We start from the raw sequence: 14,239 nt of genomic DNA on the forward strand, positions 1-14,239 counted from the left end.
AGCGGGCCTTCTGGATCGGCGCGGGGTGGTTACGCCTTTTGGTACACCGTGCGTCCGCCCACTACTGTCCGCAGGACCTTGGCGTCCAGAAGCGCTCGCGGGGCGTCTGCTGTGAAAACATCGGTGTCCAGGACCACGAAGTCTGCGTACAGTCCGGCAGCCAAGCGGCCGATGTCGTTCTCTGCTCCGCAGGTCCACGCCGAATCACGCGTGGCGTGCTCGATCGACTCCGCCAGGGGCAAGGCGAACTCAGGGACGTTGGTGCCCGCTGAGGGATCCAAGGCCGAGGCCCGCGTGGTGGCCACGTACATGTTGGGCAACGGTGCGTGCGGGGAGGTGGGCGAGTCCGTGCCAAAAGCCAGCCGGGCGCCGGCAGCCGTGATCCAGGGCCACGGGAAGCCGCGTTCCACTCGGTCGTCGCCCAGCTTGGCGCACCAGTTCTCGCTGATGGCGGGATCGGCGTGGACCGGCTGCATGCTCGCGGTGATCCCCAGGGCGGCGAGGCGATCGACGTCGGCCCTGTCCACCAACTCCAGGTGCTCAATGCGGTGGCGGCGTTCGCGGGGGCCGTTCTGCGCCACGGCGTGTTCCACGGCGCCGATGGCGATCCGCACCGATTCGTCGCCGATCGCGTGCATGGCAACTTTCAAACCGGCAGCATCGGCCGCGGCGACCACTGGCGCGAGCTCCGCAAGGCTCCAGATCGGCTCCGCATTCGAACCATCGGCGTACGGCATCCCGAGGGTGGCGGTGCAGCCATCGATGGTGCCGTCGATGATCACTTTGATGCCCACGACGCGCAGGAAAGGAGATTCATGCTCGACGGCGAGCGCTGCCGCCCGCTCGACCTGGGCGATGTTTTCCTCCGCCGATCCAGCATTGTTCACCCTCCAGTAGGCAATGAGCCGGCTGGTCAGGGTGCCGTCTTTGTCGGCCCGTTTGAAGGCCTCGAGGTCGGTCTCGTTGAAGCCCATGTCGCAGGCAGTAGTCACTCCCGTTTCGCGGTAGGCCTGCTGGACGGCGGCGATGCTGGCCTCGTGCTCGTTTTCACTGACCTGGGCATCGAGGTAGGGGAGCACGATGTCGTAGAAGGCGTTCTCGTCGATGTAGCCTGTGGCGTGCCCGTGGGAATCGCGCTTGATGGTGCCGCCGTGCGGGTTCTCCGTGTGGCCGTCGATGCCGAGTTCGGCCAGCGCTGCGGTGTTCACCCACACGGAGTGGAAGTCGTAGGCGAAGGCGTACACGGGCTTGCCTGGAACTGCGGCGTCCAGCATCGCGGCATCCGGCACACCGCCCGGAATGGCACCGTGCAGCCAGCCGGTGGCCAGGACCCGGTCAGCATCCGGGCGTTCGGTGGCCCTTGCCTGGATGCGGTGCTGGATCTCCTCCACGGATTTGGCTCCCCACAGACTCACCTGGCCGAGGGCTTCTCCAGTACCGACGACGTGCGCGTGGCCGTCCACGAACCCCGGGACCACCAGGCAGCCTCCGAGGTCAATCCGTTCGGCGTCGGGCTGGAGTCGTTCGGCGGTATCGGCGTCGCCGACGTACAGGATGCGCTCGCCCTGGACGAGGATGGCCTCGGCCCAGCGGCGGGTATCGGAGGTGAAGATGCGGGCGTTGGAGTAGAGCTGGGTGGTCACGCTGCGTTGTCCTTGCTTTCGGGTGCTGTTTCTTGCGCGGCGGCTGCTTCTGCGGCAATCCGGCCGTCCATGGACCGGCTGACGTCCAGCAACAACTGGTTTTGGAGTCGGTGAAGGTGCTCACTTTCCGGTTCCGGCCATGTGGACAGTTTCACGATCACGGTATCGGTGGCGGGGTCTATCCAGAGGTACTGGCCGTAGATGCCGATGCCGGTGACATTGCCTCTATCGTTGCCCGTGCACCACCACTGACGGGTGTAGGAGCCGTGCGGGTGGATGGCGGTGAAAGAGGAGTCTGCCATGGCTTCACGGTCCCCGCCGTTGAGGATGCTCCCCACCCACTCCGGGGAAACCACCCTGCCAAGGGGACCTTTGCCGTCGTCGAGCATTAACTGCCCCACCCGGGCGAGGTCCCTGGCGGTGCAGGAGACCCCGCCGTTCGCGAAGCCGAACCCGGCGGGATCCACGGTGATGGTGGCATCCCGGTCGGCGTCCAGTTTGGACCACAGATACGTGGAGAGGGCCTCGGAGTAGCGCAGCCCGGTGACTTGCTCGATGATCCAGGCCAGGACATCGGTGTTGGCCGAGCAGTACTGGAACTCGGTCACGGTGCCGTTGCCGGTGAGCGTGGTCAGGAACGCGTAGGTGTCCTGGGGATCTTCGGGGCGGCGGGTGCGCCACCCTGCCGAACGGTCATGGGTCTGAACCTCGGAGGCTGGATCCACATAATCTTCGCTGTAATTGAGGTGGATGGCCATATCCAGCACGTGCTGGATGGTGGGACCGTCGTAGGCAGAGCCGGCGAGCTCTGGAACGTAGTCCACCACGCGGGCGGACGGGACAATCTCTCCCGAATCGATCAAGGCCCCCACCACCAAGCCACACATGGACTTGGAAACGCTCATTACCAGGTGCAGGTCATCCGGCGCGAAGCCTGGGCGGTAGTACTCTCCGATGACCTCGTTGCGGTGCAGGACCAGGAAGGCATCGGTATAGGTCTCGTCGAGCCGGTGCTTCAGCCCCGGGAGCCCCAGGCCGCTCAAGCTGTCAGCGGCTGTGTCGGGTTGGTCCTGGAGGCGGCGGGAAACTGCCGCCGTCGGGACTATCTCGCCAAGATGCGCGAACGTCCAACGGTTGTGCGGTCCTTCCTGCCAGGTGTCCAGCGTTGGCTGGCCGATGGCGCCGGGATAGCGGGAAGGGTGGTGGCCGGTGGGGGCGGTCATGCGTGCGCTCCTTGGATGACGGATGGTGTGGTGGCAATGCGGCGTAGGGCGGGGTTCAAGGCGACATACACGCAGGCGGTGACGATCATGGAAACGGGGACGGAGAGATCCAGGAAGCCCATGGCTGCCGAGATTGGTCCGGTCCACACGGCGTTGGTGAGGAAAAGTGAGGCCACGGTGGCGCCGAGGACCACCGCCAGCAAGCCGGGGATGTGCCAGCCGCGGCTGTACCAGAACGGGCTGCCCGATTTCTCATCGAAGAGGTCGTCGCCGTTGTAGCGACTGTGGCGAAGGATGACGTCCACGGCGAAGATGGTCATGGTGGGACCGGAGATCAGGACCAGCAGTTGCAGCATCAGGTTGACGGCGTCCAGGAGGCTGGTGGACATGACGAGGTAGATGGTCAGTGCTGTGCCGATCGCCCCCACCACGATGGCCGACGGGATGCGCCGGATCGGAACGCCGATGGACTGGAACGCCATGCTGGCGGTGTAGGTGGTCATGCCGTTGAGCGAGATCGTGTTGATGATGACCCCCACCACGAAGATTGGTCCCAGCCAGGCAGGGAGCAGGGCCAGGAGCGCCGACTCGATGCCGAGGTCCATGGCTGCTGAGCTGATGCCCGTAGCCAGCAACGCGCCCACGGCAGTGAAGAACATGCAGGGCAAGGCGCCGCCAAAGGCCGTGGCCGCGATGATGTGTGAGCGTTTGGTGGTCGCCGGGAGGTAGCGGGCAAGGTCCGGGCTGTTGGTGTAGGAGAGCGGAGTGGAGGCCAGGATGGCGATGCCGATGGTCACCGCTGACCACAACGGTGCACCTTCCAAGGGCGCCGGGGCCGTATAGCCCCATTGCACGTGCGGCAGGACGAAGGCCGTGACCAGCAGGAAGATGGCCAGCAAAACGGAGGCCACTACGGGGTAGCTGCGGAGGATCAGGCTGTGGCCGAATACCGCCACCAGTACGGTAATCGCGGCAACGACGACGGTGACGGTCACCGGGCCGGCAACGGGATCCGTGAAGCCAAGCTGTGCCAGGAGTTCAGCTCCCATGAAGGAGGACGCGAGCCAGTTCAGGGCCAGGAAGACGGCGGAAATGAACCAGCCGAAGAAGGCGACGACCACCCTGTTGCCGCGGATTCCGTAGATGGCGCGGGTGATGACGGAGCCGGATGTTCCCGCGGCAGGGCCGCTGGTGGCCACGATCCCGGTGAGGATCCATGGGAGGCTGCCGGCGACGATGACCAGGAGGGCCTGCCACAGCTCCAGACCGAGCAGGATCAGCGAGGCGCCCACGGTGAAATTCAGGACGCTGACGTTGGGGGCGACCCACACGGGGAAGAGATCGCGGGCGCGGCCGTGGCGTTCCGAGGCCTCGATGAGTTCGATGCCGCGGGTTTCGGGATGGGCAAGGGGTTCCGGATAACTGACCGGATCGGTGATGTGGGGCTGGGACAACGCTGTTCCTCTCGGGCAAGGTCCGGCTCACGACGATGGGATACCGGGCCATTGATGCTATTGGTCATGCGACCAACGTGCTATTGGTCACTAATCCAATAGACTGTTGAGCATGGTGTCAAGCCCCACATCGCAACGCGTCCGCAAGTTACCTGACGAGCGCCGTGCCGAAATACTCGCCGAGGCCGCGTCCATTGCCCTGGGTGAGGGGCTCGAGCGGATAACCCTCCGCGCTGTCGCGGACCGCCTTGGTGTGCGGCCCGGCCTGATCAGCCACTACTACCCGGCCGCCGAAGACCTGGTGGTCGCAGCCTTTGTTCTGGCGGTATCGGAAGAGCGGGAAGAATTATTTCCCGACGGCGGATCGCCCCTCACGCGGATGGCCCACCTGATTTCCCGCATCGAGGGCGGCGGCGCCTTGGAGCTCACCCGGCTCTGGCTCAACGCCAGGCACCTCTGCCGCTTCACTCCCGCGTTGGCCGATGCCATGCTGGCGCAGGAATACCTGGACCGCACCCGGCTGACCGCCCTCATTGAAGATGGCGTGGCGTCCGGTGACTTCGCGGTGGAAGACCCGTTCGCGGCCTGCATCCGGATCTGGGTGGCCATTGACGGCGTCGGCTCCTACGTCAACAATCCCGGATCCTTCGACTATGAAGCGTTCACGCGCTTCGTGACCGACGTTGCCGAATGGTCCCTGGGCGTGCCCGCGGGCGTGTTGCGGACAGTGGTGGAACAGCTGCGCGAGGCCTGATTTCCACCCCTCTGTTCGTCGTTACGCAGCACCCCGCATTGTTCTTCCCATCGCTTAATCAGTATCCTGATGACTTATCTGGTGAAACCGGATGATGCTGTTTGGGCTTCTTGCCTGGGCCGTAGGTGGCTGAAGCAGTCGGCCCCGCGGCCATCGTGAAAGTTTGATTGACGGCATTACTTGGTGACGCAAGGACAGCGGTTGGGTCCGTGGCTCCAGGGATGCCTGAAGGACGTGACATTCGTGGGCAACAATGACGAGGCCGTGGACTCCCGTGTCCCCGATTCCATCGACGACACACTTGACGGCCGCTACCAGCTGGGGCCCGTCCTGGGCAGGGGCGCCATGTCGGCTGTCTACCGGGCGACAGATCTGTTGCTTGGCCGCGAGGTGGCCATCAAGATCTTCCTCCCAGGCTCCGGTGATGACTCGTTCCGGGCCCGCCAGCACAACGAAATGCGGTTGCTGGCGGCCTTCGACCATCCGGGGCTCGTAGCGGCGTTGGATGCCGGCGTGGACACCCGGAACGACGAAGAACGCGCCTACCTGGTCATGGAACTTGCGGAAGGCCGGGACCTGCGGGCCGTGCTGTCGGATGGGCCGTTGACCGTTCCTGAGACCGCGCGCATAGGGATCAGGCTGGCCGGGGCGCTGTCCCAGGTTCACGCGCAGGGCGTCATCCACCGTGACATCAAACCGGCCAACATCCTGGTCTCCGACGACGACGCGCTGGGGGAGTCAGTGAAGCTGGCCGACTTCGGCGTGGCGCTGGTGATGAACGACAACCGCCTGACCGCCACCGGATTCACCGTGGGCACGGCTCAGTACTTGAGCCCCGAACAAGCCCAGGGTTTGCATCTAACCCCGGCGAGCGACATCTACTCGCTGGGCCTGGTTCTCCTCGAATGCCTCACCGGCAGGGCAGAGTACCCGGGAACACCCATCGAAACGGCGTCAGCGCGCCTTCATAGGGCACCACAGATCCCCGTGGAATTGCCCAACCCATTGCGCTCGCTCCTGGAAGCCATGACGGACATGGATCCTGAAAAGCGGCCTGGCGCGCAGGGGGTGGAACAGTCGCTTGCCGAAGAAGGGATCCAGTCCGGCCGCAGGACGGCGTTGCTGCCAACCGTGCCTTCGCGCCCTCCTATTCGGACAGCCACCCGGAAGCAGGCGACGGTTACCAGCATCCTCGACTTCGGCAGGCGCCGCCCCAGGACGGTCAAGGGTGTTGCCGCAGCAGCCGTGACCATACCGCTGGCCCTCCTGATCTTCTCGCAAGGAATCAATCCCGCCGGCAACAACACCGCCGATCCCTCGCAGCCGGCTGATCCCGGCGTTTCGCAGGCCGAGCCGCAGCCAAGCGGTCCTGCCGGCCCGGCCGCGCCCGTGGAGCCGGCGATCGCGGATCCAGCCCCTGCAGAGACAATGCCGGCAGGCACTGGGCCAGGTGGGACCGTGCAGGCGGAGGTGGTGGACCTCTCGGAGGCAACCAGCCCGGAGCAGGTTCCAGCGCCTGCCGACCAAGCGCCTGCCGATCAAACGGCGGGCGGGCAGGCGCCCCTGACGGGCAAAGACCTCGCTGGCCAGAAGAGCGAGGGCAAGAACGACAAGAAGTCTGAGAACGGCAAGGGCAACGGGAAGTAGTCCAAGCACGGCTGGCCAACGCACGACGGCGGCCTGCCGCCGTCGTACGTCAACTTCCGGACGCTCCGCGGCGCGTGAGGTTCGGCAGCGCTGAAAGTTCAGTGACTGCACAGATTCAGCGGCCGGGAACGCACCCCGGTGAGCTGCCCCGGCACTTATAGCTCGCCCCTGGCGTGAGTTCGATCCCGGCGAAGAGTTGCGGGAGGGTCACCAGGTAGAACCCCCTGCCTTTGAGTTGCGTGATGAGTTCAGCCTGGCCGTCCACGGTGGATGCGTGGACGTCGTGTTGAAGGATGATCGATCCGGGCTTGACCAGGCTCATGACCCGCGGCACGAATGTTGCTTTGTTCCTGGACTGCCAATCCAGGGAATCGACATCCCAGAGAATCTGCGGCAACCCCACGGATGCGGCCACGGACTTGTTGGTTGCGCCGTATGGCGGCCTCACATAGTCCGGTACCACCCCCGTCGCCTTTTCGATGGCGTTTTGGGTGCTTCTTACCTCACCTTGAATGCCTGCGGGAGGAAGCTTGGTCAGGTATGGGTGGCTCATGGTGTGGTTCGCGATGGTGTGGCCCGCTGCCGCCACGGACGCAGCCACCCCCGGGTTGGCCTTGACGTAGCCGCCCTGCTGGAAGAACGTGGCAAAGACGTTGTGCTTTTCCAGGATGCCCAGGAGCCGGGTGGTTTGGGCGTTGGGTCCGTCGTCGTACGTCAGCGCAGCGCAGGCCACGAGGTCGCAGTCGATATGTTCCACGCCGCCAGGGATGGGTTGCGGAAAAGCGGGCGGTGTCTTGGCGATGATCGCACTGCGAAGGGACTCACCTGCCGGGGAAATGACCTCGGCAGTGGTGGCGGCGTTCAAGTTCACGGTGACGGGGTGGGGCAATTCAGCACCGGATGCGGAGTTGTGGCGGAGAGTGACGCTGAGATTGCCATCCGCCGTGAACCCGATGGCGGTCAACCCGACGGCGGTCAACCCGACGGCGGGGAGCGCCCCTGCTGTTAACGCCGCAGCATCGCCCACCGACGTTGAAGGTTCCGTAGCTTCGGCGAGTATTGTCCGCAAGGTGCCGGTCATGGCCGGGTTGATCAGGCCTGCACTGTCGGTGACAACGCCCGTGGTGAGGTCTTCGTAGGTGATCTCGTCGATGAGGCCGGTCCGGACGCCCCCGGCCATGGTTGTTTGAACGAACCTTGCCCCCACCACACTCCCGGCCGCCAGGATGATTTCGTGGGTGACCGACACGCCGTCGGACAGGAGCGCAGCCGGGGTGGGCGGCAGGGCCGCGGGTTCGTGGCGTCCGCCGGCGCGGGCATCGAAAATGCTGAGCAGCCGGGCATCGAGCCTGCTGTTGAAGGACTCTGCCCCGCTGATGTATTGCCACGTGGCAACGGTGGGTGAGGTCCCGGACGTCCGGGTTGTCACGTCCACAATGGACGTGCCTGGGGCGATCTTTGAGGGTGCCGTCCCGATCGCCGCAATCGCGGGCGGGGCCAGCGGCACTGATGGGGAGCTCATGGGGACACAGGCGGCCGTGAAGAGCACGATGACCATGAGGGGGATCGCGAAAGGTGAGCGGGCTGGGGCGGACCGCATCACGTTTCTTCTACCGGAAATGCGCTGTCGTCATGCCTCGAATGATGACAGCTGCAAGGGCAAGGACCCGGGAGACACCCCGGTGGGCTTAGCTTCCGGAGGGAAAACTGACTGCCACGGTGGTTCCGCCGCCCGGGGTTTCAGCAAGGGTGAGGTCGCCTCCGTGGGCTTTGGCGATGCTGCTGCAGGTGGCCAGGCCCAGGCCGGAACCCGGACCATCGCCCTGCCTCCGCAGGCGCACCAAGGGTTCCAGGACCTTGGCGCGGTCCCCGGGGGCGATTCCCTTGCCGTTGTCCGCGATGTAGATGGTGGCCCCATGATAGTTGGAAACGCCGCTGATCCGGATCCGGAGGTCGCGATCCGGGCTGCGGTAGTTCATGGCGTTGGACAGGAGGTTCTGCAGCAGGGTGCGGAGCTGGCCGCGGTCCGCGTGGAGCCTGAGCTCCTGGACCTCCACGATGCCATGGTTCTCGATGCCAAGGTCCCGGGCAACCTCCTCGGTGACCTCGCGCAGGGAAACGTGGGCGGGCTGGATGCCACCGCCCACGCGGGAGTAGCTCAGGACATCTTCCAGCATCCCGAGCATCCGGCGGCCGCTGGCACCGATCCGGTCCAGGTACTTTGCAGCGGTGCTCTGAGGCTCCACATCGGGATCGTCCTCCACCAGTTCCACATAGCCGAGGATGGTGGTCAACGGGATGCGGAGATCGTGGCTGACGCGGCCCGCGAATCCAGCGAGTTTGGCGTTGCTGTCCCTCAACTCTGTGTAGGTTCGGTCCAGCTGGACGGTGCGGTGCTGCAGTTCGAGCAGCTCCACTACTTGCTTGGCCAGGACCTCCAGCATGCTGACCTGTTCGGGGCGCAGTTCCTGGGTCTTGTCGGAGAAAACACACAGGGTCCCGGGGACGAACCCGGACTCTGTTTGCAAGGGAACAGAGGCGTAAAAGCGGACTTTGCCGATTTCCCCGGTGACAAAAGGATTGTCCGCGAAGCGCGGATCCTTGGACGCGTCCGCCACCACCGTCCTCTCGCGGGAGAGGAAGACCTTGGCGCACATGGAGTCTTCCCGGGAGCAGACCCCCGGGTCTACGCCCCAGGCTCCGATCTGGTGCTGGTACTCGGCACTGATGATGTTGACCACGCCAAAAGGTGCGCCGCACAGCTCCGTGGCCAGCCTCACGAGGTTCTGCAGGGCGCTCATGACGGCGGCATTGAGCAGGAGGGTTGAATCCACGGCGGGATCAAGCCCGTATTCCTGAAGTTCCAAGTCCCTGCCGGCGTCCTTGGTGAAGGACAACTGCCCCTGAATTTCCGTCATAAAAACAATCCCCCAAGAGTCTCGTGAATTCCCTGCCGATACTACCGGGAGGTTGGACCCGGTGGTTTACTGGAACGCATGACCGAGCAGGAACCGGCCACCGCCGCGTCTACTGACAATATCGATCTCTCCGTACGAACCCCGGCACAAAGATCCCGCACATTTACGGGGATCCTGGTCAATACAGCCATGGCCAACATCACTACGAGCTACCTGTGGTTCGCGCTGACCTTTTGGGTGTACCTGGAGACCCGCAACGTGATTGCCACAGGGGTGATCGGCGGCGCCTACATGCTGTTGATCGCCCTCTCCAGCATCAGCTTCGGAACCTTCGTGGACCGTTACAGGAAATTGGCTGTGATGCGGTTCGCCGCCGCGTTCACCCTGGTGATGTTCGTCCTGTCAGGGGTCATGTTCCTGCTGACACCCGAGGAAGCGCTGCTTGACCTGACGCAGCCCTGGTTCTGGATCTTCACCATGATCATCCTGATCGGCGCGGTGGTGGAGAACATGCGCAACATCGCGCTGTCCACCACAGTCACCATCCTGATAGAGCCTGACCGCCGGGCCAACGCCAACGGGCTGGTGGGTATGGTGCAGGGGCTCATGTTCATTGTGACCTCGGTGCTTTCCGGGTTGTCCGTGGGGCTGCTGGGCATGGGGTGGACCGTGGTTGTCGCACTGGTGCTCACGGCGCTGGCCTTTGGACACCTGCTGACGCTGCGCCTGCCGGAAGAAGTACGGGCAGCCGCCTCCGACGCCGAAGGTGGATTCGACCTGCGGGGCTCCTGGGCCGCCGTCATGGCAATTTCCGGACTGTTCGCACTGATTCTCTTCTCCACGTTCAACAACTTCATCGGCGGCGTCTACATGGCGCTGATGGACCCCTACGGCCTGGAAATGTTCTCCGTGGAAATGTGGGGAACCGTCTTCGCCATAGGAGCCACCGGGTTTGTGGTGGGCGGCGCGCTGATCGGCAAGTTCGGCCTCGGCTCCAACCCTTTGCGGACCATGCTCATCGCAGTGGGGCTGATGGGCCTCCTCGGTGCCGTGTTTACGCTGCGGGAATGGGCCTGGCTCTACATCGTGGGGATCTGGCTGTACATGGCGTTGGTTCCCATAGTGGAAGCAGCCGAGCAGACCGTCATCCAGAAGGTTGTTCCGCTGCCCCGCCAAGGAAGGGTGTTCGGCTTCGCCATGGCGTTCGAGTCAGCGGCCGCCCCCATCACCGCCTTCCTCATTGCCCCGATCGCCCAATTCTGGATCATCCCCTACGCCCGTTCGTCCGAGGGGGCAGCACAACTGCAACCGCTGCTGGGTGAGGGCATTTCCCGCGGCATTGCCTTGGTGTTCCTGGTGGCCGGCCTCGTCATGATTGCCGTGGCACTGCTTGCCTTCCTGACCCCGGTCTACCGGCGTGTCTCAACCTCGTATGCGAAGACAGCCGCGGAGGAACCCGAGAACGCGGACTCGCCCGCGGCGGGTTGAGCTATGGACTCCTGGCCTGCTGGACCCGGAATCCGAGCAGTCGCGCACCCAAAGATCACTCGTTTCGGATGAGACGGGGTGATTGTCCGTGGGTGCAGGGTTGAGTCAGATGGTGGCGCCGGGGGCAGCGCCACAGATGCCACAGAGAGGGAGATACTTCCATGGCTGAGAAGGATCCCTGCGACTACGTCATCGGATTTGAACCGGACGATGTCATGTTTTTGGTGTGGAATTCCGGGGTCCGCATCGAAGCTGCCAACGCCCGGGCCGCCGTCGAAGCTGTGAACGACCTCGCCGCGGGCGGCAGGTATCCCCTCTTGGTGACCATGGCCGAGACCGCGCATCTCAGCCGCGCAGCCCGCGACGTCTTTGTTGAACCCTGCGCGGCCTCGAGGATTGCCCTCTTGGGAAACAACCCCGTGGACCGCATGCTCGCCGACTACCAGTTGGCCGTTCAAGAGCCGCCATGCCCCACGCGCTTCTTTACCTCCGAAAGTGAAGCGATCGCCTGGCTTCGGCTCGGAAGAACCGCGCCGTGACCAAACCGGCGTCGGACATCCCTGCCTCTCCGGTGACTGTTCCCGCTGATCCGTCCCGCCGCTTGGCGAACGAGTCCGAGGCCCTTCTGGCTGCTTCCTCCGCCGCGGCGGTTGCCGGGATCGCAGCGTTGCTTATCTTCTTCGGCCGCACCCCACCGCTGTGGGGCGGCGTCTCCCTGGGGCTGGTGACGGCAGGCGCGGTTCTGGTGCTCGGGTTGGTGGCGGCGTACATCGGCTACTGGCGCTCGCGGTACCTTCCGGATCAGGGTTGGCGTCTGCGCCTTCCACCGTGGAAGTTCATCCTGGACGCATCAACTGTTGCCTTGGTCCATGCGCTGATCGCGGCGATCGCTACAATCGCCGTTTTCCTCCTGCTGCAGCGGAGCTTCCAGGGACTCACGGTAGATATCTATGCGGCCACCGTGGGCATGGCCGTTGCCACCGGCCTTGCCGCGTATTGGATCTACCTCTCGGTGTATGACATCAGCACCCGCAAGCTGTCCGGACTCCTGGTGTTGTTCATGGTGATGAGCATTGTGGCCAGCATGGCGACGTCGCAGGACCCCAAATGGTGGGAATACCACTTCAGCCAGCTAGGCACATTGGGCGGCGCCTCCAGTGGCTTGTTCAATCTGTCATTGATTGTTGCCGGCTTTTTCATCACCACCTTCGCCGTGTACCTGGACCGGGATCTTCGTTCCCTCATCGAACAAGGTGTGCTGGTCAACCCCTGGAGCGCAGGACTATGCTCGGGTGCTTTCGTGGCCATGGGGTTGCTGCTCGCGGGCGTGGGCATTGTCCCCTTGTCCGTCAGTTTCCTGATCCACACCTTGTTCGCCTCCGGGATGGCCGTGGTGTTCATCCTGTTGCTGCTGGCTTCGCCGTTCATTCTCCGCGGCCTGCCCCGCCGCTTCTTCCTAGTGTGCGGCAGCTTCCTCGCCGCCTTGATCGTGTCCCTGGTGCTGTTCTACCCGGTGGGCTACTTCAACCTCACGGCGTTCGAGCTCATTGCGTTCGTGATCATCTACGGCTGGATCGCCGTCTTCATCCGCCTGCTGGACGCCCTGGCCGCCGGGAACAATTGATGGCGGCCGGACAATTGGGGGCCGAAAGGCGTGCACTGCAGGCTTCGCTGTGGGTCTCCGCCGTTTCGGCAGCAGGGGCACTCTTTCTCGGTGTGCTCAGCGGGACCAGGATCATCGTCTTTGACGGCGCCTACATGGGTATTGGGCTGGTCCTCACCGCGATCTCCTTGAAGGCGTCCTCGGCCTCGGCCAAGGGGCCCACACGCCGTTTCCCGTTCGGACGCGATGCACTGACCCCGCTGGTAGTGCTCATCCAGGGTTTGGCGGTGGCCGGGACGCTGCTGGTGGCTGCGGGTGATGCTGTGGTTGTCATACGCGACGGCGGTTCGCCGGTCAGCGCCGCCATCATCGCCATCTACGGGGCTGCGACGGCGGCCGTTGGGTTCGGCGTGGCTGCGTGGATGGGGAGGGCGGCACCTGATTCGGATCTGGTGGTGGCCGAAATCGCGCAGTGGCGTGCTGGTGCGATCCTCAGTGTCATGATGCTCCTCGGTGCTGGGGTGGCGTTGGTCCTGCAGAGCCTTGGGCTGGACGACGTTGCCCTTTATGTTGATCCGGTCCTGGTCCTGGTGGCCTGCCTGATTTTGGCGTACATCCCCCTCGGATTGATACGGACCGGGTTGAATGAGCTCCTCGAAGGCGCGCCGTCCCCAGAGCTCGATGCCGCCATCACCGCAGCAATCCGCGGTGTCCGGGCAACGTACGGGCTGCAGGAACCGCTCATTCGTTCCGGGAAAGTAGGGCGGAAGCTGTACGTCGAGGTTGATTTTGTGGTGGTCGGATCCGAATGGAGCGTGGGCGAGGAAGACGCCGTCCGCCGGGCCGTTGTCAAAGCTCTGGAACCTTTGGGCCTGGACGTGTGGGCTTATGTTGCCCTCACCGCGGCCCCGGAACTCTTCGAGTAAACCAACGCCATCCCCCGCTTCGGATGAGAACCCCCATACCCCTACCCCTCGTCCGGGAGGTATGGAAGTATCGGCAAATGGACCAATATCTGTGGGTGTTGAAGCAAGATCAACTTGATTTGATTCGCGAATTGGAGCCAGCCAGGCTTGAGCTCCTCGATGAGGAAGGCCTGCTGCAACTGCACAAACGGGTCCGGCGGGCCCGCAACAAATACACCACCAATTACCGGCGCAAAGCCGCTGACGAAGTCTTGGAGGCCGGCGGGCGCGGAGCTGCGTCCAACAAATCCGACAAAGCCCGCGCCCGGGCGTTCGTGTTCGAGGAAGCACTCTCGATCGTGAGCACTGAACTGGCCCGGCTGGCCCACGAAGCCGCCGAAGCCCTGAAAGATGAACGGCTGGAACGTGCCAGCGCAGCTAAGTCCACTGGGCCTGCGTCCTCCGGTTCCGGCACTAAATCGGCAGCGGGTTCGGGCCGGGCACGGTCCCACCAAAAGACCACGGGCGGAGTGAAACGGGATGCCTCCAGCCAGTCCCAAGGCGCCCAACGCCAAGCCAAGAAGGACTCGCGCTAAGGCGCCCA

At 64.1% G+C, this 14,239-nt stretch carries 12 protein-coding genes; 7 read left to right on the plus strand and 5 right to left on the minus strand.

The features are described from left to right. Positions 1 to 29: 29 nt before the first annotated feature. The 3 genes from RQH14_RS03250 to RQH14_RS03260 are packed head-to-tail and all read right to left on the minus strand — an operon-like array spanning position 30 to position 4,320. Positions 30 to 1,643 (minus strand): amidohydrolase, encoded by a 1,614-nt coding sequence (locus RQH14_RS03250; RefSeq protein WP_311211905.1) that lies wholly within the window; start codon positions 1,641 to 1,643, stop codon positions 30 to 32. Then, complete coding sequence (locus RQH14_RS03255) at positions 1,640 to 2,866, minus strand: serine hydrolase (protein WP_311211906.1); 1,227 nt, start codon at positions 2,864 to 2,866, stop codon at positions 1,640 to 1,642. The genes RQH14_RS03250 and RQH14_RS03255 overlap by 4 nt, the downstream gene beginning before the upstream one ends. Continuing rightward, on the minus strand, positions 2,863 to 4,320 hold the full coding sequence (locus RQH14_RS03260; RefSeq protein ID WP_311211907.1) for a cytosine permease: 1,458 nt from the start codon (positions 4,318 to 4,320) through the stop codon (positions 2,863 to 2,865). Before RQH14_RS03260 ends, RQH14_RS03255 begins: the two co-directional genes overlap by 4 nt. 112 nt (positions 4,321 to 4,432) lie before the next feature. Between RQH14_RS03260 and RQH14_RS03265 the strand changes: the two genes are divergently transcribed. Then, on the plus strand, positions 4,433 to 5,074 hold the full coding sequence (locus RQH14_RS03265) for a TetR family transcriptional regulator (RefSeq protein ID WP_311211908.1): 642 nt from the start codon (positions 4,433 to 4,435) through the stop codon (positions 5,072 to 5,074). 243 nt (positions 5,075 to 5,317) lie between these two features. After that, complete coding sequence (locus tag RQH14_RS03270; protein ID WP_311211909.1) at positions 5,318 to 6,721, plus strand: protein kinase domain-containing protein; 1,404 nt, start codon at positions 5,318 to 5,320, stop codon at positions 6,719 to 6,721. Between the two features lie 115 nt (positions 6,722 to 6,836). Here RQH14_RS03270 and RQH14_RS03275 read toward each other — a convergent pair whose 3' ends face one another. Both RQH14_RS03275 and RQH14_RS03280 read right to left on the minus strand, forming a co-directional pair. After that, positions 6,837 to 8,321, minus strand: coding sequence for a polysaccharide deacetylase family protein (locus tag RQH14_RS03275; RefSeq protein WP_311211910.1), 1,485 nt, complete (start codon positions 8,319 to 8,321; stop codon positions 6,837 to 6,839). An 88-nt stretch (positions 8,322 to 8,409) separates the two neighbouring features. Beyond that, the gene (locus RQH14_RS03280; protein ID WP_311211911.1) at positions 8,410 to 9,639 is read right to left on the minus strand and encodes a GAF domain-containing sensor histidine kinase; all 1,230 of its coding nucleotides are present in this window, start codon (positions 9,637 to 9,639) and stop codon (positions 8,410 to 8,412) included. 78 nt (positions 9,640 to 9,717) lie between these two features. Between RQH14_RS03280 and RQH14_RS03285 the strand changes: the two genes are divergently transcribed. From RQH14_RS03285 to RQH14_RS03305, 5 genes are all read left to right on the plus strand, one after another. Next, the gene (locus tag RQH14_RS03285; RefSeq protein WP_311211912.1) at positions 9,718 to 11,127 is read left to right on the plus strand and encodes an MFS transporter; all 1,410 of its coding nucleotides are present in this window, start codon (positions 9,718 to 9,720) and stop codon (positions 11,125 to 11,127) included. A 161-nt stretch (positions 11,128 to 11,288) separates the two neighbouring features. Then, positions 11,289 to 11,666, plus strand: a complete 378-nt coding sequence (locus RQH14_RS03290; protein ID WP_311211913.1) for an STAS/SEC14 domain-containing protein — start codon at positions 11,289 to 11,291, stop codon at positions 11,664 to 11,666. Then, complete coding sequence (locus tag RQH14_RS03295) at positions 11,663 to 12,751, plus strand: DUF998 domain-containing protein (protein WP_311211914.1); 1,089 nt, start codon at positions 11,663 to 11,665, stop codon at positions 12,749 to 12,751. The genes RQH14_RS03290 and RQH14_RS03295 overlap by 4 nt, the downstream gene beginning before the upstream one ends. After that, entirely contained in the window at positions 12,751 to 13,656 is a 906-nt protein-coding gene (locus RQH14_RS03300; RefSeq protein ID WP_311211915.1) for a cation transporter, read from the plus strand. Before RQH14_RS03295 ends, RQH14_RS03300 begins: the two co-directional genes overlap by 1 nt. Positions 13,657 to 13,751: 95 nt before the next feature. Beyond that, positions 13,752 to 14,231, plus strand: coding sequence for a hypothetical protein (locus tag RQH14_RS03305; protein ID WP_311211916.1), 480 nt, complete (start codon positions 13,752 to 13,754; stop codon positions 14,229 to 14,231). The last annotated feature ends 8 nt before the right edge of the window (positions 14,232 to 14,239 follow it).

Origin of the sequence: Arthrobacter sp. WCS2018Hpa-7, from assembly GCF_031843805.1 — a bacterium.
GTDB lineage: Bacteria > Actinomycetota > Actinomycetes > Actinomycetales > Micrococcaceae > Arthrobacter.